The organism is Paenarthrobacter sp. 10N417 (assembly GCF_056394745.1).
Window position 1 is genome coordinate 57,332 of sequence record NZ_JBFTIL010000009.1, and the last position, 26,384, is coordinate 83,715.

The 26,384-nt window shown below is 62.7% G+C and carries 26 protein-coding genes; 17 read left to right on the forward strand and 9 right to left on the reverse strand.

The window, feature by feature from the left end:
• Positions 1-54 precede the first annotated feature (54 nt).
• Positions 55-687: an isochorismatase family protein gene (locus tag AC1DCM_RS13205; RefSeq protein ID WP_477518567.1), complete on the reverse strand. Its 633-nt coding sequence runs from the start codon at positions 685-687 to the stop codon at positions 55-57.
• A 134-nt stretch (positions 688-821) separates the two neighbouring features.
• Here AC1DCM_RS13205 and AC1DCM_RS13210 point away from each other — a divergent pair, with 134 nt between their 5' ends.
• Entirely contained in the window at positions 822-1,778 is a 957-nt protein-coding gene (locus AC1DCM_RS13210; RefSeq protein ID WP_477518568.1) for a GlxA family transcriptional regulator, read from the forward strand.
• A 57-nt stretch (positions 1,779-1,835) separates the two neighbouring features.
• The gene (locus AC1DCM_RS13215; protein WP_477518569.1) at positions 1,836-2,426 is read left to right on the forward strand and encodes a TetR/AcrR family transcriptional regulator; all 591 of its coding nucleotides are present in this window, start codon (positions 1,836-1,838) and stop codon (positions 2,424-2,426) included.
• On the opposite strand, the gene AC1DCM_RS13220 is transcribed toward AC1DCM_RS13215, so the two are convergent.
• Positions 2,427-3,062, reverse strand: a complete 636-nt coding sequence (locus AC1DCM_RS13220; RefSeq protein WP_477518570.1) for a LysE family translocator — start codon at positions 3,060-3,062, stop codon at positions 2,427-2,429.
• A gap of 162 nt (positions 3,063-3,224) precedes the next feature.
• Between AC1DCM_RS13220 and AC1DCM_RS13225 the strand changes: the two genes are divergently transcribed.
• The gene (locus AC1DCM_RS13225; RefSeq protein ID WP_477518653.1) at positions 3,225-4,637 is read left to right on the forward strand and encodes an aldehyde dehydrogenase family protein; all 1,413 of its coding nucleotides are present in this window, start codon (positions 3,225-3,227) and stop codon (positions 4,635-4,637) included.
• 112 nt (positions 4,638-4,749) lie between these two features.
• Positions 4,750-5,607, forward strand: a complete 858-nt coding sequence (locus AC1DCM_RS13230) for a prephenate dehydratase (protein WP_477513993.1) — start codon at positions 4,750-4,752, stop codon at positions 5,605-5,607.
• Positions 5,608-5,610: 3 nt separating this feature from the next.
• Here AC1DCM_RS13230 and AC1DCM_RS13235 read toward each other — a convergent pair whose 3' ends face one another.
• The 4 genes from AC1DCM_RS13235 to arsB are packed head-to-tail and all read right to left on the reverse strand — an operon-like array spanning position 5,611 to position 9,590.
• Positions 5,611-6,984 (reverse strand): FAD-dependent oxidoreductase, encoded by a 1,374-nt coding sequence (locus AC1DCM_RS13235; RefSeq protein WP_477518654.1) that lies wholly within the window; start codon positions 6,982-6,984, stop codon positions 5,611-5,613.
• Between the two features lie 45 nt (positions 6,985-7,029).
• Positions 7,030-8,007: a thioredoxin-disulfide reductase gene (trxB, locus tag AC1DCM_RS13240; protein WP_477514084.1), complete on the reverse strand. Its 978-nt coding sequence runs from the start codon at positions 8,005-8,007 to the stop codon at positions 7,030-7,032.
• A gap of 40 nt (positions 8,008-8,047) precedes the next feature.
• Positions 8,048-8,473: an arsenate reductase ArsC gene (locus AC1DCM_RS13245; RefSeq protein ID WP_477513994.1), complete on the reverse strand. Its 426-nt coding sequence runs from the start codon at positions 8,471-8,473 to the stop codon at positions 8,048-8,050.
• Entirely contained in the window at positions 8,460-9,590 is a 1,131-nt protein-coding gene (gene arsB / locus AC1DCM_RS13250) for an ACR3 family arsenite efflux transporter (protein ID WP_477513995.1), read from the reverse strand. Before arsB ends, AC1DCM_RS13245 begins: the two co-directional genes overlap by 14 nt.
• Before the next feature lie 110 nt (positions 9,591-9,700).
• Here arsB and AC1DCM_RS13255 point away from each other — a divergent pair, with 110 nt between their 5' ends.
• The 3 genes from AC1DCM_RS13255 to AC1DCM_RS13265 all read left to right on the forward strand — a co-directional run bounded on the left by AC1DCM_RS13255 (position 9,701) and on the right by AC1DCM_RS13265 (position 12,958).
• Positions 9,701-10,093, forward strand: a complete 393-nt coding sequence (locus tag AC1DCM_RS13255; RefSeq protein WP_477513996.1) for an ArsR/SmtB family transcription factor — start codon at positions 9,701-9,703, stop codon at positions 10,091-10,093.
• 77 nt (positions 10,094-10,170) lie between these two features.
• The gene (locus AC1DCM_RS13260) at positions 10,171-10,653 is read left to right on the forward strand and encodes a GNAT family N-acetyltransferase (protein ID WP_442003409.1); all 483 of its coding nucleotides are present in this window, start codon (positions 10,171-10,173) and stop codon (positions 10,651-10,653) included.
• Between the two features lie 52 nt (positions 10,654-10,705).
• The gene (locus AC1DCM_RS13265) at positions 10,706-12,958 is read left to right on the forward strand and encodes a PEP/pyruvate-binding domain-containing protein (protein ID WP_477518571.1); all 2,253 of its coding nucleotides are present in this window, start codon (positions 10,706-10,708) and stop codon (positions 12,956-12,958) included.
• Here the strand turns inward: AC1DCM_RS13265 and AC1DCM_RS13270 are convergent.
• Positions 12,937-15,126, reverse strand: a complete 2,190-nt coding sequence (locus AC1DCM_RS13270; protein ID WP_477518572.1) for an MMPL family transporter — start codon at positions 15,124-15,126, stop codon at positions 12,937-12,939. The two genes, AC1DCM_RS13265 and AC1DCM_RS13270, sit on opposite strands and share 22 nt — an antisense overlap.
• Before the next feature lie 161 nt (positions 15,127-15,287).
• Here AC1DCM_RS13270 and AC1DCM_RS13275 point away from each other — a divergent pair, with 161 nt between their 5' ends.
• The 5 genes from AC1DCM_RS13275 (at position 15,288) to AC1DCM_RS13295 (ending at position 19,375) form a co-directional block, all read left to right on the forward strand.
• A complete protein-coding gene (locus AC1DCM_RS13275; protein ID WP_477518573.1) occupies positions 15,288-15,797 on the forward strand; it encodes a MarR family winged helix-turn-helix transcriptional regulator in 510 nt (169 codons plus the stop codon).
• A 44-nt stretch (positions 15,798-15,841) separates the two neighbouring features.
• Positions 15,842-16,657, forward strand: coding sequence for a methyltransferase domain-containing protein (locus AC1DCM_RS13280; protein WP_431116851.1), 816 nt, complete (start codon positions 15,842-15,844; stop codon positions 16,655-16,657).
• Between the two features lie 119 nt (positions 16,658-16,776).
• Positions 16,777-17,136 carry a YciI family protein gene (locus AC1DCM_RS13285; RefSeq protein ID WP_477518574.1) on the forward strand — a complete coding sequence of 120 codons (360 nt, stop codon included), beginning with the start codon at positions 16,777-16,779 and terminating at the stop codon, positions 17,134-17,136.
• A gap of 1 nt (position 17,137) precedes the next feature.
• Positions 17,138-18,373: an RNA polymerase sigma factor gene (locus AC1DCM_RS13290; RefSeq protein ID WP_477518575.1), complete on the forward strand. Its 1,236-nt coding sequence runs from the start codon at positions 17,138-17,140 to the stop codon at positions 18,371-18,373.
• An 18-nt stretch (positions 18,374-18,391) separates the two neighbouring features.
• On the forward strand, positions 18,392-19,375 hold the full coding sequence (locus tag AC1DCM_RS13295; RefSeq protein WP_477518576.1) for an aldo/keto reductase: 984 nt from the start codon (positions 18,392-18,394) through the stop codon (positions 19,373-19,375).
• 39 nt (positions 19,376-19,414) lie between these two features.
• On the opposite strand, the gene AC1DCM_RS13300 is transcribed toward AC1DCM_RS13295, so the two are convergent.
• Positions 19,415-20,488: a DNA polymerase IV gene (locus AC1DCM_RS13300; protein WP_442015988.1), complete on the reverse strand. Its 1,074-nt coding sequence runs from the start codon at positions 20,486-20,488 to the stop codon at positions 19,415-19,417.
• Positions 20,489-20,643: 155 nt separating this feature from the next.
• Here AC1DCM_RS13300 and AC1DCM_RS13305 point away from each other — a divergent pair, with 155 nt between their 5' ends.
• Both AC1DCM_RS13305 and AC1DCM_RS13310 read left to right on the forward strand, forming a co-directional pair.
• Positions 20,644-21,270, forward strand: a complete 627-nt coding sequence (locus AC1DCM_RS13305; protein ID WP_442015987.1) for a LysE family transporter — start codon at positions 20,644-20,646, stop codon at positions 21,268-21,270.
• A gap of 41 nt (positions 21,271-21,311) precedes the next feature.
• Positions 21,312-21,677 carry a hypothetical protein gene (locus tag AC1DCM_RS13310; protein ID WP_477518577.1) on the forward strand — a complete coding sequence of 122 codons (366 nt, stop codon included), beginning with the start codon at positions 21,312-21,314 and terminating at the stop codon, positions 21,675-21,677.
• Here the strand turns inward: AC1DCM_RS13310 and AC1DCM_RS13315 are convergent.
• Positions 21,661-22,695, reverse strand: coding sequence for a LacI family DNA-binding transcriptional regulator (locus tag AC1DCM_RS13315; RefSeq protein WP_477514005.1), 1,035 nt, complete (start codon positions 22,693-22,695; stop codon positions 21,661-21,663). The two genes, AC1DCM_RS13310 and AC1DCM_RS13315, sit on opposite strands and share 17 nt — an antisense overlap.
• Before the next feature lie 155 nt (positions 22,696-22,850).
• On the opposite strand from AC1DCM_RS13315, the gene uriH reads away from it, so the two are divergent.
• Genes uriH through AC1DCM_RS13330 form a run of 3 tightly spaced genes read left to right on the forward strand, consistent with a single transcriptional unit; the run spans position 22,851 to position 26,355 of the window.
• Positions 22,851-23,912, forward strand: a complete 1,062-nt coding sequence (gene uriH / locus AC1DCM_RS13320; RefSeq protein ID WP_477518578.1) for a uridine-preferring nucleoside hydrolase UriH — start codon at positions 22,851-22,853, stop codon at positions 23,910-23,912.
• Positions 23,912-25,387 (forward strand): uridine transporter UriT, encoded by a 1,476-nt coding sequence (gene uriT / locus AC1DCM_RS13325; protein WP_477518579.1) that lies wholly within the window; start codon positions 23,912-23,914, stop codon positions 25,385-25,387. The genes uriH and uriT overlap by 1 nt, the downstream gene beginning before the upstream one ends.
• Entirely contained in the window at positions 25,384-26,355 is a 972-nt protein-coding gene (locus AC1DCM_RS13330) for a ribokinase (RefSeq protein ID WP_477518580.1), read from the forward strand. Before uriT ends, AC1DCM_RS13330 begins: the two co-directional genes overlap by 4 nt.
• The last annotated feature ends 29 nt before the right edge of the window (positions 26,356-26,384 follow it).

The following is a 26,384-nucleotide window of genomic DNA, read 5'->3' on the forward strand; positions in this document are numbered from 1 at the left end:
TAGAGAATAACTTACGTGTTAGCTCAGTCACAAGGCCTGGTCCACATATTGTTTCTAAGAAACTGCAGCGCTACCCGCCGTTGCCGAAGTGCCCAGATCACTCCTTTCCAGTACACGCCCGGCTTGGAGTGCATCCGCCCATTCCCCCGTGGAGGCAACAGCGGCCCAGTTGGAGTTCAACAGCGCCATAAGCGTGGTGTGCACGGTTTTCGCGTCCGCCGCACCTGCATCATTGACGAGGTTGATGGCGCCAGTGGCATCCGAGAGGACTTCAGTGGTGAAGCCAAGGAACTCCGCTTCAACGGCCGAGGCAAGGATGCAGTTGTTCGTCATGTAACCCACCAAGGTGACGGTATCGACGTCGTGCTCCCGCAGCCAGCCAGCGACGTCCGTGCCAGCGTAAACCGAGCCGTAACGTTTGATGACCTCTTTCCATGAAGCAGTCCGGCGCGCTTCGACGTCCGGGTGGAGATCAAATTCAGGCGTCCCAGGGGCGAAGACCGGCGCGCCTTCTCCTTCGCTGTGCTGTATCGCCAGGATGGGAATTCCTGCGGCGGCCGCGGCATCGATGGCCTTCACGATCATCGGAAGTGATTCCTGGTGCTTCGGGTACTGGATCTCAAGGGGTCCGCTGAAGTACTGCTGCTGGACATCGACAAGGACAAGGGCGCGGCGGGGGGTGCTCATACTTTTCTCCCAAATAGCGGATCGTTGCTCGCCAACTGGCGACCCTTCCATCATTGGCACCCCGGTCAGAAACCACCAGTGGCACAAATGCCCTTATACGATGGATTCAGGCCAAAAGCAGAGAGGAGGGCTGCGTGCGGATCGCTGTCTACGCATTCGATGACGTCACAATGTTTCATCTGGCGGTTCCGCAGATGGTTTTCGACGAAGTCACACGGCAAGGCTTGGCTGAGTGGGACACAGTGCTCTTCTCAGACGAGGCGGGCCATATTCGAACCACCGAGGGTTATCAATTAGGGGAAATCCAAGGGCCGGATGCCGCAGAGCAGGCAGACGTTGTGGTGGTGCCGTCGTGGTTCGCGGACGGACGTGAAACCAGCGAGACTCTACGCAAGATCCTTCAACAGGCTCACGAGCGCGGCGTATCTATCCTGGGGCTTTGCCTTGGCACCATCCCAGTCGCCGATGCCGGCCTTCTGAGGGCACGTTCTGCCGTCACACACTGGCAGGCCTTTGACACCCTGGCCAACCGACACCCCGATGTCTTTCTCGATCAAAGAGTGCTCTACATCGATCACGGAGACGTGTTGACTTCCGCGGGGACAGCATCCGGACTGGATGCTTGCCTCCACCTGGTTCGGGACCGGCTAGGAGCCGAGGCAGCGAACCGCATCGCACGCAGCCTGGTCATCGCCCCACACCGTGAGGGCGGACAAGCGCAGTACATTGAGCACCCCCTTCCACCACGCTCCTCGGATGATCCAATGGCGCGCCTGCTGGAGTGGGCCTTGGGCAGACTCGGCGAGAACCTCAGCATCGATCGCCTCGCGGCCCAGGCCCACATGAGTCGCCGTACTTTCGTCCGCGCTTTCCGTGCCTCAACAGGGACAACACCTTCGGCATGGATACGCACACGACGACTCGATGCTGCCCGGCGGTTGCTGGAAACCACAGACATGTCCGTAGATCAGATTGCGGCTGACTGCGGATTCGGCAGCCCCGTGACGCTCCGGCAGAACTTCGCCAGCGCATTTGCCATCGCACCCACGGAATACAGACGCACGTTTGACGCTCAGTCAGCGCCCGCCTGAAACGTAAGATGAGACCCAAGACCTGTCTGCCACATATTTCTCCGGGAGCCCCCTAAAGTGCCAAAGATTGTGGACCACGATCAACGACGCCTCGAACTGGTGGACGCAACCTGGCGGATCATTGCAAGGCTGGGCATTGAAGGCGCCACCATGCGGGAAATTGCCGAAGAAGCCGGCTTTGCGAACGGCGCCCTCAAGCCCTACTTTCCCACCAAGGATCTGCTGCTGACGTCAGCGTTTGGGCACGTTTTCAACCGCACGAACCAGCGGATCGCCGCCATGACCTCCGGGCTGGCCGGCATCGCCGCCCTCCGCGCCTTCTGCGCCGAAGTCCTTCCCTTGGACGAGGAACGCGTCAACGAAGCCCGCATCGTGATCCCGTTTTGGCAGAAGGCACTCAACGACGCAGAGATGGCGGCCTTGCACAGCGAGTCCATGAACCAGTGGCACAACACCATCGCTGCCCATTCGGCAGCAGCCCGCGCGGCCGGCGAGATTGCCGCCCCCATAGGGGACGCCGCCGTCGCCGATCATCTGCTCAACATGATGCTGGGCGCCCAGATCGTGGCGGCACTTTCCCCCGCAGAGCACTTTGCCCAGGACCTTGAAGGGCAACTGGACAACTATCTGAGGTTGCTGGCTGGCTAGCTAACTGGTGGCGCCTGATGCCACCACGCCGACGCCCAGTCCGGCGATAACCCCGCTGCTGACACGCTCGACGACGGTACTCACGTTGGGGCGCTTGAGCCACCGCATCGCCTTGAACGCCACCACTGCGATCATCGAGAGGTAGGCAAAGGCAATGACGGCAACCACGATGCCCAGGATGAGTGACGTGCCCATGGTGTCGCCGCCGTGCGGGATGAACTGCGGGACCACAGCCAGGTAGAACAGGCCCACCTTGGGATTGAGCAGCGTGGAGAGCGCTCCGGCCCCCAGTGCCGCAAGCCGGCTGTACGGGAGGGGCGCCTCATCAGTTGGTCCGCCTGCCGTGGCAGCTTTACGGGACTTGATGAACGAAGAAACACCGAGGTACAGCAAGTACAAGCCGCCCGCGATCTTCAGCCACCGGAAGAGTTCGGCCGATTGTTCCAACAGCGTGGCCAATCCGATACCCACCAAAGCAGCCCACACAATTGCGGCACCTGCCGATCCAGCCGCCGCAGCGATCCCCGCGCTGGGCCGGTTCAAGGCAATACGCAGGACCAGGAACGTGTCCGGGCCCGGGGTCACGGAGAGGACCAGGCAGAGACCGGCGAAGGCGGCGAGGGATGCAAGAGTCACCCGCCAAATTATCCGGTACGAAAGGGGCCGAGGGAAAGCGTTCGCTTCGCGTCAAGGGCTGTTCGTGCATAGACAAGGCGACTCCGCGTGACGCCAACCACACTGGAATCATCGCCGCGTGCCTCAACGGCCGCCAAGACTTACTACCCGAGCGGAGTACCAATGGAGACTTACGACGCCTTGCTGGCCTCGATTACCGCAGCCCCCGGCCAGAACAGCCGTACGATTCTTGACCCGGCAACGGGTGAGGCTGTCGGTGAAGCCCCCGTCCACACCGTTGAAGATCTTGACGCCGCTGTTGCAGCTGCCGCAGCTGCACAGCCGGCCTGGGCTGCCTTGGGCCACGACGCGCGGTCCGCTGCACTCATGAAGGCCGCCGACGCCGTCGAACGCTCTGCTGAAGAGCTCGCCCAATTGCTCTCCCGCGAGCAGGGCAAGCCGCTGAACGGCCCGAACGCCCGCTTCGAAGTCGGCGCTTGCGCAGCATGGCTCCGGGCAACTGCCGCCACGCCGCTGGACCCTGAAACCGTGGTGGAGGATGGCGAAACCCGCGCCGAACTGCACTACCGGCCCATCGGCGTCGTGGGTGCCATCGGCCCCTGGAACTGGCCCATGATGATCACGGTCTGGCAGATCGCGCCGGCCCTGCGCATGGGCAACGCCGTGGTGGTAAAGCCCTCCGAATACACTCCGCTGTCCGTGCTGGCGTTGGCCACGATCATCAACCAGGAACTGCCCGAGGGCCTGCTTTCCGTGGTGTCCGGTGGCCGCGACGTCGGCGAGGCCCTGGCAGCGCACGAGGCAATCGGCAAGGTCATGTTCACCGGCTCCACCGCTACAGGCAAGGCGATCATCCGTTCCTCGGCGGATACGGTCAAGCGCCTCACGCTGGAACTCGGCGGCAACGACGCCGGCATCGTCCTCCCCGACGCTGACCCCAAAGCCATCGCCGAGGGCCTTTTCTGGGGTGCGTTCATCAACACCGGCCAGACCTGCGCCGCGCTGAAGCGCCTCTACGTCCACGACTCGCTGTACGAGGCAGTGTGCATTGAACTCGCCGCCGTTGCTGCTGCGATGCCGATGGGCAATGGCCTGGACGAGAACAACGTCCTTGGCCCGCTGCAGAACCGTCAGCAGTACGACATCGTGGCCCGCTTGGTGGAGGCTGCCCGCGCATCCGGCGCCCGCATTCTGCTCGGCGGCAACCCCGACGCCGATCAGCCCGGCAACTTCTACCCCACCACGTTGGTAGCCGACATCGACAACGACAACCCGCTGGTGGCCGAGGAACAGTTCGGCCCTGCCCTGCCGATCATCCGGTACAGCACCGTTGACGAGGCAGTCGCCAAAGCAAACGCGCTCGACGTCGGACTCGGCGCCTCAGTCTGGTCCTCCGACCTGGCTGCCGCCCGCGAGGTCGCCTCCCGCATCCAAGCCGGAACCGTGTGGATCAACAAGCACGGCGCAGTGGATCCGCGTATCCCCTTCGGTGGCGCAAAGCAGTCCGGCTATGGCCTGGAGTTCGGCGCGGAAGGCCTCAAGGCCCTCGGCGTTCCACAGATCATCAACGGCTAGTCCCGCCCCCTGGCCCAACTGGGGGACAGGTAACGTCGCTCTGAACCGTCATAGCGCCGTTATCTGTCCCCTAGTTGGGTTTGAGGGTGCTCCGCGTGAAAGCATGAACACCATGGCCCAGAAGATTGCGTATCAAGGTGAACCGGGAGCCAATTCGGATCTCGCGTGCAAGGAAATGTTCCCCGAACTCGAAAGCGTGCCGTGCGCCAGCTTCGAGGACGCGTTTGAACTTGTTTCCACGGGCGAAGTCGAGCTGGCGATGATCCCGATTGAGAATTCCATCGCCGGACGTGTGGCTGACATCCACGTACTGCTCCCCCAGTCCAAGCTGCAAATCGTGGGCGAGTACTTCCTGCCGATCCGATTCGATCTGTTGGGCATTCCAGGCAGCACCATTGAAGGCGCAACAGAGGTTCACAGCCATATCCACGCTTTGGGCCAGTGCCGCAAGATCATCCGGGAAGCGGGCCTCAAGCCAGTTATCGCCGGAGACACGGCAGGATCAGCCAGGGAGGTGCGCGACTGGAACGATCCCCGCAAGCTTTCCCTCGCTCCTCCGCTGGCCGCAGGCTTGTACGGTCTGGATGTCCTGGCCTCTGGCGTCGAGGATGACCCCACCAACACCACTCGCTTTGTGGTTCTGGCGCGGGAGCGCGAAATCCCCACCAAGGAGGAGCTCCCCGGTCCCGCGATCACGAGCTTCGTGTTCCGTGTGCGCAACGTCCCCTCAGCGCTCTACAAAGCGTTGGGCGGTTTTGCCACCAACGGCCTGAACATGACCAGGCTTGAGAGCTACATGGTGGGCAACGAGTTCGCGGCCACAATGTTCATCTCCGACGTCGAAGGGCACCCTGGGGACGCACGTCTCCGCCGGGCGCTGGAGGAGCTGGAATTCTTCACCACGGAGGTGCGGATTCTGGGCGTCTACGCCGCCGATGGCTATCGCGAACGCAACACCGTCAACGCCTAGCGACTAATTCCCAGAACGGCCGTGGGCGAGTCCGGTCGGGAAGCCGACGAAAGCTGGCCCGGGTGAAGCACAGCAGCCCGAATCCGCTTCTTCGTTGATGATTGTGGCGGGAACATCGCAGCTGGTCCCGGCGTCGGTAGAGCAAACTCCGGTTTCCGGCAATTCCAGTTGCACTATGTCCGCCGCTTGGTGGTCACCAGCCAGTGCAGCGGCGACTGAACGGACCTGCTCATAGCCCGTTGCCAGCAGGAAGGTAGGGGCACGGCCATAGGACTTCATGCCCACGATGTAGAAGTCTTTCTCAGGATGCGCCAGCACCTTGGCACCGTGTGGAGGGACAGTGCCGCAGGAGTGGAATTCGGGGTCAATCAATGGGCCGAGTTCAGTGGGTGCTTCAACGGCAGGATCGAGGTTGAGGCGGAGTTCGCGCAGGATCTCCAGATCCGGGCGGAAGCCGGTGCAGGGAACGATGACATCGACATCCAGCGTGCGTCCGTCAACGGATTCAACGCTCACTCCGGAATCGAGCGTTTTCAGGCCAACTATGCCGAAACGTGTGTGCAGTTGGATGTTGCCGGTTTGGACGAGCCTCCGGAGCCTCGCGCCGAGTTGGCCTCGGGCGGGCAGTCCATCGGCGTCTCCGCCACCGTAGACCTTCTCTGCGGAGCCGCTTCGCACGGCCCAAAGGATCCGGGTGTTGGGTTCGTCCTTGGAGAGTTCGGCCAAATTGATCAGGGTGTTCGCAGCCGAGTGTCCAGCGCCCACGACGAGAACGCGACGGCCGGCAAAGCTGGTCCGGTCCCGGCCTTTGACGTCTGGGAGCGGCGAAGATATGCGGTTCGCTGCCGTGTCTTCGCCAATGGCGGGCAACCCTGAGGTGCCCAGTGGATTGCGGGTTGGCCACGTGCCGGAGGCGTCGATGACTGCAGCCACAACGTGATCGCGCGTTTCGCCGTCTGCGTGCTCCACCCTGACCAGGAAAGGAGTGGTGTCCCGATCACGGACGTGGGTCTTGTCCAGTCCTCGGCGGGTAACTGCGATAACGCGGGCCCCCGTCTGCAACCGGGACGCGATGACCGGCATGGCTGCCAGCGGGGTGAGGTAGTTGTCGATGAGCTCCCCACCGTAAGGCAGGGCAGTGAGGCGGGGAGATTCCCAGCCGGCTTGTTCCAAGAGGCGGGCGACGGCGGCATCGATGTTGAACCGCCAAGGCGAGAAGAGCCGGATGTGGCGCCATTGTTCGATGGCGGCACCTGCAGCAGGTCCAGCTTCAAAGATGACTGGCTCGAGGCCACGTTCGAGCAAGTGCGCTGCTGCGGCCAAACCGACCGGGCCGGCACCGATCACCGCGACGGGAAGCTTCTTCGCTGGCTCCATGGTGTCCTCTTTCATCGTTGAAGATCCTCAGGCGCTTAAAGATCCTCAGGCGTGGGTGGGTTCTTCCACCAGTGCCGTAGCTATGCTGTCTGCGTCCTCAAGTGCCGCCAGAAATCGTTCAGCATCCAGCGCTGCAGCACACCCCGTTCCGGCGGCGGTGATCGCCTGGCGGTACCGGTGATCCACTGCATCCCCGCATGCGAAGACCCCGGAGAGATTGGTGCAGGTGGTGGGCGAATCGACTTTGATGTAACCCTCGGCGTCGAGGTCTACCTGCCCGGCGACAAGTTCGGTGCGGGGCAAATGACCGATGGCAACGAAGATCCCTGTGGCAGCCTGTTCCCGGGTTTCTCCAGTGCGGGTATCAGTGAGAGTCACTCCGGTGACTTTGGTGTCGCCGTGGATCTTGGTGACGGCGGAGTTCCAGGCGAAGCTGATCTTGGGATTGTCCTTGGCGCGCTGGGCCATGATGCGCGAAGCACGAAGTTCGTCCTTCCGGACCACGACAGTGACGGACTTGCCGAAACGTGTCAGGAACGTGGCTTCTTCCATGGCAGAGTCTCCACCGCCGACCACGATGATGTCCTGCTCCCGGAAGAAGAAACCGTCGCACGTGGCGCACCAGGATACGCCGTGCCCGCTGAGCTTTTTCTCCTCCGGCAGTCCGAGTTCTTTGTAGGCCGAGCCAGTAGCGAGGATGACAGCGGGCGCTTCGTGCGTCTCCCCCGCGCCGGTGACCACCCGCTTGAGGTGATGTTTCAGATCGACTTCTGTGACGTCGTCGAACACGATGCGGGCGCCGAACTTCTCGGCCTGCTCCTGGAGTCCGTCCATCAACTCGGGACCCTGGATACCGGCGGGGAAGCCGGGGAAGTTTTCGACCTCGGTGGTATTCATCAAAGCGCCACCCGCAGTGACCGAACCGGCCAGGACGAGCGGTTTGAGCCCTGCCCGGGCGGCGTAGATGGCCGCGGTGTAGCCAGCCGGACCCGAGCCGATGATGATCAGTTGTTCGGCGCTGATGTCATTACTCACGAGAATCTCTCCTATGGGGGAAGCCGGATTACCTGGAGGCAGGGATGAGGGAGTCGATCAGGCCCTCGATACGTGTCTTTATTTCATCCCGAATAGGCCGGACCGCGTCAACACCCTGGCCAGCTGGGTCTTCCAGGACCCAGTCTTCATACCGCTTGCCAGGGAAGTACGGGCATTCGTCGCCGCAGCCCATGGTGATGACGACGTCGGATTCCTTGACGGCTTCGGTGGTGAGTACCTTGGGGATTTCGGCCGACATGTCGATGCCCAGCTCGGCCATGGCCTCGACGGCGGCCGGGTTGACCTTGTCGGCGGGCTGGGAACCGGCGGAGCGGACCTCGATCTCGCCCTTGGCAAGAGTGGTCAGGAACGCGGCAGCCATCTGGGATCGGCCGGCATTGTGGACGCAGACGAACAGGACGGAGGGCTTCTTGCTGGTTTCAGTGGTGGTCATGCTTCTCCTCCAAGGGTGGGGCAGCGATCATCGCGGGGGTGAAATAGCGCTTGCGCGCCCAGAGGGCTACATACACAAGTGCAACAAGGACGGGCACTTCAATCAAGGGCCCAACGACGCCGGCAAGTGCCTGACCCGACGTGACCCCGAAAGTGCCAATGGCCACTGCGATGGCCAATTCAAAGTTATTGCCGGCGGCAGTGAAGGCGAGTGTGACGGTTTTGGCGTAACCGAGGTTCAGCCATTTGCCTATCGCGATTCCCGCCCCGAACACCACGAGGAAGTAGACCAGCAGTGGCAGCGCGATCCGGAGGACATCCAGGGGCCGGGCCATGATGGTTCCACCCTGCATGGCGAAAAGCAGCGTGATGGTGAACAACAACCCGTACAGCGCCCAGGGCCCGATCCTTGGAAGCATGTGGCCCTCGTACCAGTCGCGGCCCTTCGCCCGTTCACCCAGCCCCCGGGTGAGGAAGCCAGCTAGCAGTGGAATGCCCAGGAAGACCACTACCGATGCCGTGATCGCCAAGAAAGAGAAGTTCGCGCTGGTGGTGGGCAGGCCCAGGAGTGCCGGAAGCCACTGGAGGTAGAACCAGCCAAGGCCTCCGAATGCGATCACTTGGAACACCGAGTTAACGAATACCAGCACGGCGCCGGATTCGCGATCACCGCAAGCGAGATCGTTCCAGATCATCACCATGGCGATACAGCGGGCCAAGCCGACGATGATGAGTCCTGTGCGGTATTCGGGCAGGTCAGGAAGGAAAATCCATGCCAACGCGAACATGAATGCTGGGGCCAAAAACCAGTTGATAACCAAGGAAGTAACCATCAGCCGACGATCCGTCAGCACGCTGCCTGCTTGGTCGTATCGCACTTTCGCTAGAACCGGATACATCATGACCAATAGCCCAACGGCAATTGGCAAGGACACCTCGCCAACTTTCACCGCTTCCAACCACGAATTGAGGCCCGGGACGAGACCTCCCAAAAGCAGGCCGAGCGCCATGGCGGCGATGATCCACACCGGCAGCAAACGGTCCACTGCCGAAAGCCGTCCTACGACGGCGGCGCCGCCCTCAGGCTTACGGGCTGCGGTCTGCGTCGACGTGCTCACTAGGCTCCTGGAATTCTGCCCGGCAACAGCCAAGGCATTAGATTGATGAAGTTCGATATAAGTATCAGCATCCATATCGATGATTGTCAATCTATGTGCATAATGGGTGTATGGACTCCCCGCAAACCCTTCAGCTGCTACACGCGGACGAACTCCCAGCTGTGGATAGGCCGGCAAGTACTGGCGATGAAGCTTGCTGCGAGCCTTCAGCCCAGCCCTCCCTCGATGCTTATGAAGCCCAGGTCCGCGCCTCTGTGTTTAAGGCACTCGCTGATCCCAACCGGCTCCGCCTGTTGTCCATCGTCAAAAGCGCACACGGCGGCGAAGCGTGCGTCTGCGATCTCACCGAGCCCCTGGACCTCGGCCAGCCGACGGTCTCACATCATTTGAAGATCTTGGTGGATGCCGGCCTTCTGCACCGCGAAAAGCGGGGCACATGGGCGTACTACTCCTTGGTCCCGGGTGCCATTGAGCGGACTTCCGGCCTGCTGGAGACCCTGTGAGAAGCGAGACAACAGGGGCAAGGGAGACGACACCCAACATCCCGTCAATGCGCAACAGCGAGGTCCGGATCCGCAAAATGACCCCGCCCGATTGGCCGGTGGTCCGGGAGATCTTCACTGAAGGCATCGAGTCCGGGAACGCCACGTTCGAGCCCGCTGCTCCTGAGTGGGAGCAATTCGACGCTACAAGACTCAAGGATCACCGGTTGGTCGCGGAAGCAGAAGGCCGGATCCTCGGTTGGGCAGCCGTATCCGCGATCTCCTCGCGTGCAGCGTACGCGGGCGTCGTGGAGCATTCCATTTACGTGGCCGGGGAAGCCCGTGGTTTGGGTGTAGGCAAGGCCCTTCTCCGCGCGCTGATCACCTCCACTGAAGAAGCAGGAATCTGGACGATCCAGGCCAGCGTATTTCCCGAGAATGAAGCGAGCATCCGGCTGCATGTCGCGGAGGGCTTTACAGTTGTCGGCCGACGGAATCGGATCGCCCGGATGCCTCTTGGCCCACTCGCGGGGCAATGGCGCGACACCATAATGATCGAAAGACGCTCCGCGACTATCTAAAACCGCCACTGTCTGAAACCGGAAGTGTCTGCGAAGAGGGAGAGCCGTGGCTATGAGCGAGTTTCCGCAGCTTGGCTCTGCGAGCGCAGACCGGGCGGTGTTGGGCAGCAAAGCAGCCACTCTTTCCGAGCTCACGGCAGAGGGTTTCAAGGTGCCAGCGGGGTTCGTCGTCACGTCGGAGGTGGTGGGGCAACTCGGCAATAACCTCGCGGGCGCTCTGAAAGTTGCTGCCGGCAGGATAGGCCCGGGGCCGTACGCTGTCAGGTCCTCTTCCGCCGCCGAGGACCTCGACGGCGCTTCTTATGCAGGTCTCTACGAAACCTTTCTGAACGTTGAGCAGGATGACCTCGAGCATGCTGTGCGGCAATGCTTTGCCTCCGCTGCGGAGCAACGAGTTGCAGCGTATGAGACTGCTCTCGGAGCAGCGGCCCGCGGCGATGCGGCAAGCCCTTCCATGGCGGTACTCGTTCAACAGATGGTCCAGCCCCATGCCGCCGGCGTTGCCTTTACTGCCAACCCACTGACCGGCGACCTCGACGAAACCATTGTCACTGCCGTCGCGGGTCTTGGGGAGTCGCTGGTGTCCGGTGAAGCAGTCGGAGAGCAATGGACAGTCCGCGCCAGCGACGCCACGTGCAACAGGGACGGCAACATCCTCACCTCGGACCAAGCACGGCAAGTAGCGGCGCTGGCCCGTCGGATCCACGAACGAGCGGGAGTGCCGCAAGACATCGAGTGGGCGCTGGACCACGACGGTGCCCTATTCCTTCTTCAGGCCCGCCCGATGACGGCGCTTCCCACCCCAGCAGCTTGGACGGCTCCGGGCGAAGGCCTGTGGGCACGGAACTTCAGGCTCGGTGAATGGCTTCCAGATCCCATGACGCCGCTGTTCGAGGACTGGCTTCTGCCCCGGATCGAGGCCGGATATCTCGACGGCATGGAAGACGATATTCAGGTGCGGGTGCCGTTTCGTTACGGCTCCGTCAACGGCTGGTACTACAACGCCCCGCCGATTCCGTCCCCAAGGATTGTGGCGCCTTTGATAGTTCGAAGCCGTGGTCGCCTGCCATGGTTCCTTTTCAACGTCCTTCTCCGGGTCTCCCGCAATCCGGCTGCGGCGCACCGCGCTGTTCTCCATGGGCTGGAACTGAAATGGCGACACCAGTTGCTGCCCGACTATCGGGAACTCGTGCGCAGTGCCGAGCAGGAAGTGGACACCGCATCCCCGGCAAGGCTCATCGAGCTTGTGAATGCCATCGCCCAGCAGGCGGGAATCTACCTCTGGTCACTGGCCGTGGTCGGCGGATCTGCTTGGAAAATCGAAGCGGCCCTGGCCAGGTTCTGGCAAAAGCACCTAGCCGCTCCCTTGAGCGACAAACCCGCAGGGCTGCTCGGCCATCAGGCACTCCTCCGCGGCCTCACCGGCAGCAGCGGCCTTAGCGGCAGCACTGCGACACCATCGGAATCGGCCGTCTACTCCCTCGACTGGTACCACCCGACCTACGGCGAGGCCGGCATCCGTAGCCAAGAAGCGGATTCAACCACCGCAGGCAAGGATGCGCTTGACGCACAGCGAAAGGCAGCCGAAACCGCGGCCAGGGCAGTGCTGCTTGATAGTCCCAGGGCCTTCACTCGCTTTGATTCCCTCCTGACGATGGCCCAGTACTACGCCGCCCTACGGGAAGAACAGTCCCTTTACCTCACCCTGGGATGGCCGGTCCTGCGCCGTTGCGCCCAACGGCTGGGAGAAAACCTCGCCACCGCAGGAGCCATCGAGGACCCGCAGGACATCCATTTCCTCCACCTGAGTGAGGTGATGAACGCCTCGACGGACCAAAGCGAGCTGGTAGGAAACCGCCGCGCAACCTGGCAGATGCAACGGCGGCTGGACGCACCACTCATTATTGGCGAACCGGGCAGGTTCGGAGCTGATCCGGTGGCAAGCGCAGTTGACGCAGCCAGGACAACCCACGAGATACCCGCCGGTGCAATCGTCGGCCACCCGGCCAGCACTGGACGCGCCACGGGCAGGGTGCGGGTTATGTCAGACCTGGAGGAATTCGACAGCTTCCTCGATGGCGAGATACTCGTAGCGCGATCCACCGCACCAGCATGGACGCCCCTTTTCGCTCGGGCCGCCGCGGTGGTCACTGACGGCGGAACCCTCGCCGCGCACGCGTCGCTGGTTGCCCGGGAGTACGGCATACCTGCAGTCGTGGGAACCGGCAACGCCACCAAGCTGCTCAAGACGGGCCAACGAGTCACCGTGGACGGAGGCGGGGGCTACGTCGTCGTGGACGAATGATTAACTGCCGCCATCGGCTCCTCCTCACGGCGACGCGTAAGCGCATGAGGCTGACGGCCAAGCTTCCTTGGCCACCAAATCCGGTCTCCGATGTCGTACGCGAGTGCGGGCACCAGTAGAGAGCGGACCAGAATCGTGTCCAACAGCACCCCGAAGGCCACGATGAACGCCAACTGCACCAGGAACATGATGGGAATGACTCCGAGGGCGGCAAAGGTAGCGGCCAACACAACACCCGCGGACGTAATTACTCCACCTGTAACGCCCAAGCCCCGCAGGATTCCAGGCCGTGTCCCGTGCTTCAGCGATTCCTCGCGCACCCTGCTCATCAGGAAGATGTTGTAGTCCACACCCAATGCCACCAGGAACACAAATCCGAAGAGGGGAACTGTGGCATCGGCGCCCGAGAAACCGAAGACCCCGTTGAAGACCCACGCTGAAACACCCATGGCCGCCGCATAGGACAGGACCACGGACAACACCAGCAGTACAGGCGCCACAACGGAGCGCAGCAGGAGCATCAGGATGAAAAGGATGACCACCAGGACGATGGGGATGATGACCATCAAGTCCCGCTGCGCGGTGGTGTTGGTATCCAGCGCAGTGGCGGTGACCCCACCTACCAAGGCGCCGGCGTCGACCTCTTTGACCGCCAACCGCAATGACTTCACTGTTTCTTCGGCTTGAATCGAGTCGGCGGCAGAGTCGAGCGTCGCATTGATCAGCACCTTGCCCTCACGAACGGCAGGATCGGCCGGAGTCCCCGGAGCGCCGGTGATGGGCACATTTCCGTCAGCCAGGAGATAGGCGTCGCCCACACCGTCGACAGCTTTGACCTTGTCCAGCACATCCTGCGCGGCATCTTCAGAAGCGACCACGACGGCGGGGCTGCCGCTGCCGGCGTCGAAATGCCGGGCCAGCGCGTCCTGGCCGTCCACGGCGTCGGAGGCCGAAAGGATGACGTCCGTTTGAGGGACGCCGTTGGCCTTCAACTGCAGGACGCCTGCCGAGGCCACCAAGAGCAGCAGGACCGAAGCCACCCATACGGTGCGCGGCCGGCGGGAAACCAAGGAAGCAGTTGCGCGCCACAGACCCTTTTGCCCCTCAAGTCCAGTAACCAGCTCAGGTTCGCGTTCGTCGTCGGGCAGGAGCTTGGGACGGAAGGGCCAGAAGGCGGCGCGGCCCAGCAGGGCCATGAGCGCTGGCAGGAGGGTAAGCGCGGCGAAGAGCGAGCAAAGGATTCCGGCAGCTGCCACAGGGCCCAGCGCCTTGTTGGAGTTCAGGTCGGAGAAGAGCAGGCAAAGCAGGGCGATGATGACGGTCGCGCCGGACGCGAGGATCGGTTCGAAGGAGGCCTTCCATGCCGTGAGCACTGCCCTCGTACGGTTGGTGGTGTGGGTCAAGGCCTCGCGGAATCGGGCCACGTACAGCAGCGCATAGTCGGTGGCCGCGCCAATCACCAGGATGGACAGGATGCCTTGGCTCTGGCCGTTCAGCTGGATCCAGCCCAGTTTGGCCATCGCGAACACCATGAGAATCGCGGCGCAAAGCGCAAAAACCGATGTCAGGAGGACCGCCAGAGGCAGCACGAACGAGCGGTACACGAGCAGCAAAATGACAAACACGGCGCCGAGCGCCACGAGGAGGAGGATGCCGTCGATGCCACCGAACGCGTTCACGAGATCAGCGGTCAGGCCCGCGGGACCCGTGACAAACGCTCGCATTCCCTCCGGGGCACCCGGCTGAACGACGTCTCGGAGCTCCTGGATCTTGTCGCGCAGTTCATCCGAAGACGCTATTGGCACAATGAATTGGACCGCTTTGCCGTCCTCCGAGGGAAGAGGCCCGACGACGGCGTCCCCCAGTTTGAGTGCCTCAATGTCGGCTTTCAGCTGGGCTGCTTCGCTGAGCTGGGCCGGGGTGAAGGCAGTCCCGTTCTCGACAATGACCACTGCAGGGATCTCCTTGGACTCCCGGAACTTCGCCTGCCAGTTGCCTGCTTCCGTCGCTTCGGCACCTGCTGGGAGGAACGAAGCCTGGTCATTGGAGGAGACCTCGTCCAACCGCCCGAACGTTGGGCCGCCAACGCCGGCAATGCCAAGCCAGATGATGACGAGCACTACGGGCACCAGCCATCGAAGCCAGAACGGTACCTTCTGCGGGTTCATGAGTCCTTCTTCCGAGACGTGGGGAAGTCTTTATTCCACCACAGAATATCTCTACGATGGAACTATTCCAAGAGTGAACCATTTTACTGATGCCGGGTTCCTGCTGGGCTGGGAGTAATATCCGACAGGGCAGTAATTACCAACGCAATCGGGAGGGCAGAATGGCTGCAGTTTCAGGCCCGCACCCCGGTGGCGAACGCCCGGAAACAGCGGCACCCCAGGACTTGGTGCGCCTCCTTCAGGACTTCACCTTGGAAGCCAACCACTATGTCGACGCAGCCGGCGGCCGGAACGACATGCACCGGACGGATCTCAACGCCCTGGCAGTGATCATGCGACATTCTGCCGCGGGTCGTGTTGTAACACCTGGCGTCCTGCGCAACGAACTACGCCTGAGTTCTCCAGCCACTACCGCGCTGGTGGACCGGCTTCACGCGTCGGGACACGTAGTGCGCGAACGTGTCGGCACGGACCGGCGCCAGATCCAGTTGGTCATGACGCCGAAGGCCTACCAGGATGGAAGTGCCATGTTCATGCCGCTGGCCATCCGCATGGGCCAGGCCATGGGCGCGTACAGTGCTGACGAACTGGACGTTGTCCGACGCTTCATGACGGACATGATCGAGGCCACCGTGGCAGCACGCACCGAAACCGCGGAGAACGGCAACTAACCGCATTCCGCCGAAATCCACCGGCGAAGTTGTAGCGTTTCCCTATGAACGCGCAGCAGCCTGAAGATGTTTACACCCACGGGCACCACGAGTCGGTTGTCCGGGCCCACGCCTCCCGGACGGCCGAGAATTCGGCCGCGTTTGTCATTCCGCATCTCACCCCGGGGACGTCGGTCCTCGACGTCGGGTGCGGACCAGGCAGCATCACGTGCGATTTCGCGGGGCTGGTTGCACCCGCGCAGGTCATCGGCTTGGACCGCTCGGCGGACATCGTCGCCCAGGCAACGGAACTGGCGAAGGACCGTGGCGTAGACAACGTGGAGTTCCGCACCGGCAACATCTACGATCTCGAGTTTGAGGACGAGACCTTCGACCTCGTCCACGCCCATCAAGTCCTCCAGCACCTCACCGATCCCGTCGCCGCACTGCGTGAGATGCGCCGCGTGGCCAAACCGGGCGCGATCGTGGCAGTCCGAGACGCCGATTTCCACGGCATGAGCTGGTACCCGGAAGTCCCCGAGCTCGATGACTGGATGGAGCTCTACCAGAAGATCGCACGGCGCAACGGTGCCGAACCGGATGCCGGCCGTCGATTGGTCTCGTGGGCACAGCAGGCAGGCTTCGCCCAGGTGGCGCCGAGCAGCAGCAACTGGCTCTATGCCACGGCTCAACAGCGGGCGTGGCAGTCGCGCGTGTGGAGTGAGCGTGTCCTTCACTCCGCCTTTGCTGAGCAAGCCCTCGAGTACGGGTTCGCCAATGAGGCCGATCTCGCCCGGATCGCTGCGGGCTGGCACCGCTGGGGAGCCACGGACGATGGCTACTTCCTGATTCCCAACGGCGAGGTAATCGCCCGGGCCTAGTTTTCGCGTAAAGGAACTTTCCAAAAAAATTTTGCCGAACCATGTAGAAAAGCGCCCCGCAGTTCCGACCCATGAGTGAAAGCACCCCAAACAGGGCGCCCCTTCATAAGGAGTTTGAGATGAAATACATGATCATGATGTTCGGGTCCGCCGAGGGCATGATGGAAACCGCCGATCCGGAGTGGATCAAGGAAATGATCGGGTTCATGATCCAGATCGACGAGGACCTCCGCGATTCCGGTGAACTGGTCTTCAATGCAGGCTTGGCCGATCCCGGCACAGCAAAGCTCGTCAGGCAAACCCCGGACGGCGTCATCACCACGGACGGTCCTTACGCCGAGTCGAAGGAATCGCTGATCGGGTACTGGGTGGTGGACGTGGCCAGCGAGGAACGCGCCGTGGAAATCTGCTCGAGCATCGTCAAGTACTCGCAAGTGGTTGAGCTCCGCCCTATCCCGGACGGTCCCCCGGAGGTCTAATTTGGCCGTTGCCCCACGCGAGGTTCCCCCACGCGACATTGAGGACCTGCTGCGCACCTTGGCGCCGCAGGTCCTCGGCGTGCTGGCGCGCAACCACGGACAGTTCGACGCCTGCGAGGATGCGGTGCAAGAAGCCCTCATTGAGGCCGCGCTCCAATGGCCATCCGAACTGCCAGCAAATCCCAAAGGATGGCTGCTGGCTGTCGCATCGCGCCGGCTGGTTGATGTGTGGCGCAGTGAAAGCGCGCGCCGCGCCCGGGAGGAACGCGTCGCCGCAATGGAGGTCCACTTCCAGGACAGCACCGTGTCCGAAGCCGACGACACTCTGACCCTGATGTTCCTGTGTTGCCACCCTTCGATCAGCGCACCGTCGCAACTCGCCTTGACGCTCCGGGCCGTAGGAGGACTCACGACGGCGGAAATCGCCTCTGCTTTCCTCGTCCCCGAGGCGACCATGGGCCAGCGCATCAGCCGTGCCAAACAGGGGATCCAGAAGGCGGGCGCCCGGTTCGACCTGCCGCCGGCGTCCGAGCGCAAGGCGAGGCTCGGCGTCGTACTTCACGTCCTGTACCTGATCTTCAACGAAGGCTACGCGGCAAGCTCAGGTGACTCACTGCAGCGCGAAGACCTCACCACCGAAGCGATCCGCTTGGCACGCCTGCTGGTGAGCGCGGCGCCGGCCGAGTTCGAGGCCACCGGTTTGCTCGCTCTGATGCTGCTGACGGACTCCCGTCGTGCCGCGCGCACCCTGGCTGACGGGATGCCCGTGCCGCTGTCCGAACAGGATCGGAGTTTATGGAACCGCGGGCAGATAGAGGAAGGCATCGCGCTCCTGTCTTCCGTGCTTGGACGTGGCGCGGCTGGGCCATACCAGCTCCAGGCCGCGATCGCGGCCGTTCATGCGGAGGCGCCGTCCGATGCCGAAACGGACTGGCCGCAGATTCTCGCCTTGTACACGGTCCTTGAAGCCGTAGCGCCCAGTCCCGTGGTGACGCTGAATCGTGCTGTGGCTGTGGCCATGGTGAAGGGGCCAGCCGCCGGGCTTGAGATGCTCGCCGGGCTGGATTCGGCGATCGGGCGGTCGCACCGCCTGGATGCGGTGCGGGGCCACCTGCATGAAATGGCGGGCTCTTATGCGGACGCGCGCGCCGCCTACCTCGCCGCGGCAAAAAAGACGGGCAGTCTGCAGGAGCGGCGGTACTTGATGGGGAAAGTGGCGCGAATGGACGACCATTGACCCCATATAGTCGAATCCATGGAACAGCGCATACTTGGTAAGACCGGCAGGTCGGTGTCCACCGTTGGACTAGGCACGTGGCAACTCGGAGCGGACTGGGGCGATGTCACAGAGGAAGACGCACTTGCCGTCCTGGAAGCCTCGGTTGACGGCGGCGTCAGTTTCTTCGACACAGCCGATGTCTACGGCGATGGTCGAAGCGAGCAGCTGATCGGACGCTTCCTCCGCGCCAATCCCGGGCTGGACCTGATGGTTGCCACCAAGATGGGCCGGCGCGTGGACCAAGTGCCCGAAAACTACACCCTCGCCAACTTCCGCGAATGGACTGACCGTTCGCGCCGGAACTTGCAGCAGGACACCTTGGACCTCGTCCAATTACATTGCCCGCCCACCGCCGTCTACACGCGGGATGAGGTGTACGACGCCTTGGACACCCTCGTCAGCGAAGGCGTTATCCGCAACTACGGCGTCAGTGTCGAGCGGACTGACGAAGCCCTTGAAGCCATCAACCGCGGGAACACTGCGTCCGTGCAGATCATCCTGAACGCGTTCCGGCTCAAGCCGCTCGATGAAGTCCTCCCGGCAGCAAAGCAGGCCGGAGTCGGCATCATCGCCAGAGTGCCGCTGGCCTCCGGACTGCTGTCCGGAAAGTACACGCCGGAAACCGAGTTCGCGGAGAACGACCACCGCAACTACAACCGCGATGGGTCCTCGTTCGACGTCGGCGAGACCTTCTCGGGTGTCGATTTCGCCACCGGGGTAAAAGCCGCCCAAGAGTTCAGCGCATTAGTGCCCGACGGCGTCAGCACCGCCCAAGCGGCCCTCGCCTGGGTCATCGCCCAGGACGGCGTCAGCACGGTCATCCCCGGTGCCCGTTCTTCAGTCCAAGCACATGCGAACGCGGAGGCGGGAGCGATGCAGTCCGTAGGTTCAGGGCTCACCGCTGGGGTCCAGGACATCTATGATCGGTATTTCCGCGAAGCGATCCACCCGCGCTGGTAGCCGGCCTATCGCCGTCGGGCATGTACACAGGCGCCGCTGTCACCATCCACTGCGGGTGGGGGTGTGTCCTCTTCGGGCGTCATCGGGCATCGACATTTCAGCGCGTAGTCCCAGAAGCCGGATGGGACGGTCGGGCTCGATCCGCGCCGTAACGTCCAAGGCTTGCGCGAGGACTTCGTCCCGATCGAAGGTCTCTGGAATCTTCCTTGCGTAGGTCTTGGTGAAGAACGGGGCGTACCGGACTTTGAGGGTCAGCCCCACCACCGGCCGCCCCTCGGCCGCCACGTCTTCAAGGACCCGCGCTGTCAGCTCCTTGATGGCGTCGCTGATCTGGGAGGGCTCGGTGAGGTCCTGCTGGAACGTGGTCTCGCGGCCGTGTGCCCGGGCAACCCACGGGGTGTCGTCCACTTCGTTGGCACCCTCGCCTCGTCCGAGCTGCGCATACCAAGGGCCCATCTTGGGGCCGAACTCCGGGACCAAGTCCTGGGGATCGGACGCAGCAAGCTCGGCGACTGTGGTGATGTGGTGCTTTGCCAGCCGTTGCGACACCTTGGGTCCGACGCCCCACAGCTCCTTGGTGGGCTTACTGCCCATGACGTCGAGCCAGTTCTCTTTGGTAAGCCGAAAAATGCCAGCTGGTTTACCGAAATCCGTCGCATTCTTTGCCCGGACCAACGTGTCGCCGATGCCCACGCTGCAGTGCAACTGGGTTTGTTCCAGGACGGCAGCTTGGATCTGCCGGGCATACGCTTCCGGGTCCTCGGTCTCGATGCCAACAAAGGCCTCATCCCAACCGAGCACCTGAACCGTGGCTCCCGGCTGTGCGCGCAAGGTGGCCATCACTACGTGCGAGGCCGCTAGGTAGGCGTCCTGGTCGACAGGCAGAATGATGGCATCCGGTACTTTGCGTGCCGCTATCCGCAGAGGCATTCCGGAGCCGACGCCGAATGCCCTGGCTTCGTAGGATGCCGTGGATACCACGGCACGTTCCGTCGGATCCCCGCGACCACCCACAATGATCGGTTTGCCTGCGAGCTCGGGGCGCCGGAGGACCTCGACAGCCGCAATGAATTGGTCGAGGTCAACGTGCAGTACCCACGGGATTCCGCTCACGGCACCAGTTTGCCCTAAGCCGCGGCCTCCTGACCCTCTTTGGGCTCAGGGTGCGCTGAAATCAACCCGTTTGGGCTTCAATTGGCACTCTGGACGGCCAAACAAGGTCAGGAAGCAACGCGTCCAGACCACCCACCTCACCGGCATAAGCTGACATGGTGCAGTTTTCACTTTGGCTGGCCCTGGTTGGTGCCGGCACCCTGATCAGTTTCACTCCCGGCGCCGGTGCCATTTTCACGATGAGCAACTCGCTCAATTCCGGATTCCGTCGCTCCATCTGGGGCATACTCGGCCAGCAATTGGCCTTGGTTATCCACATCGTCATCGTGGCCCTGGGCGTTGGCGTGCTGGTTTCCAACTCGCCTGTGATCTTCAACATCATCCGGTACGCGGGCGCGGCTTACCTCGTATACCTGGGCATCCGGCAGTTCCTGCACAAGCCCGACCTGGACAAAGAGCAAGTCGACAGCCGCAAGAACGAGTCCGGGCTGTCCATGTTCCAACGCGGCATTTGGGTGAACCTGCTGAATCCCAAGGCAATTGTGTTCTTCCTTGCCTTCATGCCTCAGTTCATCAGGCCGGAGCAGCCGCTGCTTCAGCAATACGCAGTGCTAACCGCCACGATTCTGTTCATCGACATCATGGTCATGTGGTTCTTCTTCGCTTTGGCAGCACGTTCTTTCCAGCGGTTCACCCATGATGAGCGCGGCCAGAAGGTCCTCAACCGTGTCTTCGGCTGCCTGTTCGTCCTCGTGGGCATCTTGCTCGCCGTCATCCACTAGCCAGAACGACCCCAAGCGGATGCGGTGCTACCGTCAAGGGCATGGGACCGGACTGGATCGAACACCGACGCGCGGAGGACGGCGAGCACGTTGGATGGGTGAAGCCCGTCAATGATGGCTTCGTCGCCATGGACTTATTGGGCCGTCCGTGGACCGACGTTGTGGACTGGTTGAGCGCTGAAGAAATTCTCGATGATTTGGGGCTGCGCTACCTCGCTGACCCGCACGAATTACGGCTCGACGACGGCGACTGGCTGAGGGTCCGAATAGCCGAAGTCACTCCATCTGTGGTGCGAGTGAAAAAGGAAGATTGGGGCGATATGACGGCGCCCCAGGTCTATTTCACGGTGTCTCTGCCCGTCACCGAGGACCAGCTCCGCCCGCTATTGCCTAACCCAGCGTCGTAGACCCTCGAATCACCAGCGAGCTCTCCAGCGTCACGTGCGGCTCCTCCAAATCCCGGCCTTCCATGAGCCCGCGGAGTTGCTCTCCGGCCCTTCGTCCAAGCGGGGTGGCCGGCAGGTGCACGCTCGTGAGGCTCGGATTGCTGGTGGCTGAATACGGGAGGTCATCGAAGCCAGCCACAGCCAGTTCGGCAGGAATCCGGACGCCTGCCACACGCGCTTCCTGCAGCACGCCATAGGCATGGGTATCGGTACCGCAGACGACGGCGGTCACCCCCTCGCGCTGCCACGCCGGCCAGGCGCCGGCGAACGCGGCAGCGGCAGCACCGACGTCGATCGCGGTGCTGATGACATGCCCCTCGGCAACCAAAAGCCCGCAGGTGGCTGCTTCTTCAAGGAAGGCTTCCCTGCGGAGGTGGAAAGTGGTGGTGCCGGTGATCCCGTCCATGTAGGCGGCGCGGGTATGCCCGGACGCTGCGAGGTGACGCGCCAACTCACGCGCGCCTTGGGCGACGTCGAGGTTTACGGATGGTGCGTACGACTCGAGGCCGGGCGCGTCGAGGAGCACAAGCGGTCCTGCCGCGGACAGGTCCTCCAGAAACTCAGCACTGGGGGCGCCAACCAACAAGCCAGCCGGACGGAGTGCCAACAATCTGCGGACATCCTCAGCTTGCGGCGACTCCCCGGCATCGGTCACCGAGAGCAGCAATTGGTATTCCGGGCCAAGGGATTCCCGGACGCCCGCGATCACGTTGGCGAAAAACGGGTTGGACACGTCCGGCGTCACGAGGATGACGATGGAGCTGACCCCGCGAGCCAGCGAACTCCCAATGCTGTCCACTACATAGCCAAGTTCGGCGATCGCCGAGCGGACGCGTGAAATGTTGTCCTCGGATACGCGTCCTTGCGTCTTGCCGTTGGCCACCAAGGAAACGGTTGCAGTGGAAACCCCGGCCCGGGCGGCCACCATCGCAGCCGTTACACGGGGCGAGCGGGGGTTCCGCCGATCCAAGGTATCCATGCATCGATCGTAGCGTCGTTGGAGTGTGAACAGGGGCCCAAGGCATCAAGCGCTTAACGTGATGCACGTTAAGCGCTTGACGTAACCCTTGAAGCAGTGCCAGAATTCCCATGAATGCTTACTGCCCTGCTTTGGTTAGAACCTGGCAGGCCCCAATGACGTGGAGACAAAACGTGGACCCCAATCCGATGACAGCACGCAAGAAGATCATTCTTGACTGCGACCCCGGCCATGACGACGCAGTGGCATTGCTGCTGGCCCACGGCAACCCGGACATCGAGCTGCTTGCAGTGACAACGGTGGTGGGCAACCAGACCCTCGAAAAAGTCACGCGCAACGCCCTCTCGGTAGCCACCATCGCTGGCATCACCGGCGTTCCGTTCGCCGCCGGCTGTGACCGCCCCTTGGTCCGCACCATCAAAACCGCCCCCACCATCCACGGCGATTCAGGCATGGATGGCCCGGAACAGCCTGAGCCTGCTATCGAGCTGGACCCGCGCCACGCCGTCGACCTCATCATTGAAACCGTCATGGCACACGAGCCGGGCACCATCACCCTGGTACCTACCGCGGGCCTGACCAACATCGCCATGGCCGCCCGCAAGGAGCCGCGAATCGTTGAGCGCGTCAAGGAAGTTGTCCTCATGGGCGGCGGCTACCACGTGGGCAACTGGAGTGCCGCGGCGGAGTTCAACATCATCATTGACCCCGAAGCCGCACACATTGTTTTCAACGAAAAGTGGCCGCTGGTGATGGTTGGCCTGGACCTCACGCACCAGGCGCTGGCCACGGACGAGGTGGTGGACCGCATAGCAAAAATCGGCACCAAGCCGGCCAAGTTCGTCATGGAACTCATGGACTTCTTCCAGAAGACCTACAAGGACGCGCAAGGGTTCGACTTCCCCCCGGTCCACGACCCCTGCGCAGTTGCCTACGTCATCGACCCCACCGTAATGACAATCCGCAAGGTGCCCGTGGACATCGAACTGCAGGGCAAGCTCACCCTCGGCATGACCGTGGCCGACTTCCGCGCACCCGCCCCGGAGGACTGCCACACGTCCGTGGCCGTGGATCTGGATCACAAGAAGTTCTGGGATCTTGTCACCGATGCGATCGAACGGATCGGCGAACCAACGCTCGACGGCGCCGCTGACGCCACCGCGGGTGCGAAAACCCCCGACAAGCAAGCCACCCTCGCAGTTGGAGAGGCAAAGTAATGTCCATCCTCGCACCGGAAACCAAGTCCGCGAAGGGCAACGTCACTGCACTCATGGTGGCCTTGCTGGCAGCCTGTGTTGCCTTCCAGCTCAACGCCTCCATGCTCAGCCCCGCTTTGGTCACCATCGGCAATGAGCTTCATACCGACCAAGCCACCATCGGCCTGTCCCAGACCTGGTTCTTCACGGCCGCAGCACTGTTCTCCCTCTTCCTCCCCCGCCTCAGCGACATCGTGGGCCGCAAGAAGATCCTTGTGGGCATGATGCTGCTGATGGCAGCTGGTTCGGTCATCGCGGCACTCGCCCCGGATGTCACGTGGCTCTTCGTAGGCCGCATCATCCAGGGCGTCAGTGGTCCCACCGTGCCCCTCTGCCTCATCATGCTCCGCTCAGCCGTGAGCAACCCGCGCAAATATGGCACCCTGATGGGCCTTATCACCGCGGTCAACGGTGGCGTGGCTGGTGTCGACTCCTTCGTGGGCGGCTATTTTGCCGAGAACTTCGGATTCCGCAGCATTTTCTGGCTCATGGTTGCCCTTGCACTCGTGGCAACGGTCCTGATCGCCGTCCTGGCGGGAGAGAGCAAACCCGCTGCCGGAACCACCATGGACTGGCTGGGCGTGTTCTTCATAGTGATCGCGGTGGGCGCCCTGCTGACGGCCTTGAACGAAGGCTCCAAACTGGCCACGGCCTTCGACGCCGGGACGCTGACGTTGGCCATTGTCCTGATCCTGATTGCCGTCGTCGCGTTCTTCGCCTTCTGGACTGTTGAAAAGCGCGCCAAGGAGCCCATGGTGGAAACCGTGCACCTGCGTCAGCGTTCCACCTGGGCGCCGCTTTTGACCACGACGCTGACCATGACGGGTATCTTCGGGGTCATCAATGGGATCGTCCCGGCGTTCGTTCAGGCGGCCGAGCCCGGCTTCGGCGTGGGCCCCACCGAGATGTCGCTCATGATCCTCACGCCGTACGCACTGCTGGGTTGGCTCTTCGGCCCGATCAGCGGCCGGCTCGCCCCGGTCCTCGGCTACACGAAGGTCCTTCGCATCGGCCTGCTGGGCAGCCTTGTGGCCCTGGCTATCATCGCGTTCTTCGGCTTGAACAACCTGCCGATGATGATCGTGGGCACGGCCTTGCTGGGCATCATGTACGCCGGTACCGTCAACATCATGCTGAACGGACTGGGCGTGGTCCTCTCGCCCCAAGGCAACCCTGGCTTCCTCCCCGGAATGAACGCGGGCGCCTTCAACCTCGGCGCCGGTCTGAGCTTCCTGGTCCTGCCTGCGGTCCTCGTTGCCACGTCCGCACTGGGCGACGCCAAGGCGTCGTACCTCACGGTCGTGGTGGTGGGTCTCGCCATCACCCTGGCCGCCTTCGCAGCCTCGCTGTTGATCCCGAAACCTCTGGATGCAGAAGTCGCCGAGGTTCCAGAAGTTGCCGAGGCATCACGCGCCGAAGTCGAGGCAAGCAAATGAGCACAGAAACCAACGCACCCACGGCGGGGATCGTCGTCGTCGGCTCCCTGAACGCCGATCTGACGATCTATTGCGACCGCCTTCCCAAGCCCGGCGAGACGGTCCACGGCAATGGTTTCGCGGTCAACCCCGGCGGCAAGAGCGCCAACCAGGCGGTGGCGGCCAGCAAGCTCGGCGCCCAGGTCAGTCTGGTGGGCGCAGTGGGCGATGACGCCAACGGAAGCATGCTCCTGGACTCAACCGCCAACGCCGGCGTGGACGTCACCCGCGTCCGACGCTCGGACGCCGCGACGGGCGTCGCGGTCATCTCGGTGGATGCCAGCGGCGAGAACAGCATCATCATCTCGGCCGGGGCAAACGGGACTCTAACCCCCGAAGACGTACGCGCGGCAGCGGATGCCATCAACAATGCCGCGGTGGTTTGCCTCTGCCTTGAGGTCGCGATCGATACCGTGATCGCCGCTGCACAAGCAGGGCACGACGCCGGAGCTACCGTCATCTTGAACCTCTCGCCTTACGCGGAGGTACCGGAGGTTCTGGCCGGGTTGAGCGACGTGCTGCTGGTCAATGCGCACGAGGCCTCACTGTTCCTTGGCCGCGAAGCAGACATTCCTGACGCCGACGCGGAGGCCGAAGCATGGGAACCTGTTCGCAGCCAGTTTGCCGACAGGGGCTTGCAGCGCGTGCTGGTAACGCTGGGCGCCCACGGCTCTGTTGTGCTGGATTCGTTGGCCCGGGGTAGCCAGGACCAGATCACACGCATTGCCCCTACCCGCGTTTCGGCCGTAGACACCACCGGTGCGGGTGACGCATTCACGGGAGCTGTCGCGGCACGACTGGCTGTCGGCGATTCCCTCGCGGACGCGGCCTCCTTCGCCTCGGTAGCCGCAGCGTTGGCCGCCACGAAGAAGGGCACCCAGGCCGCTTACCCGACCATTGCCCAGGTAGAGCAGCTGCGGGGCGTTTAGTCCCAGCGCTCCCACCCAACTGACTGGCA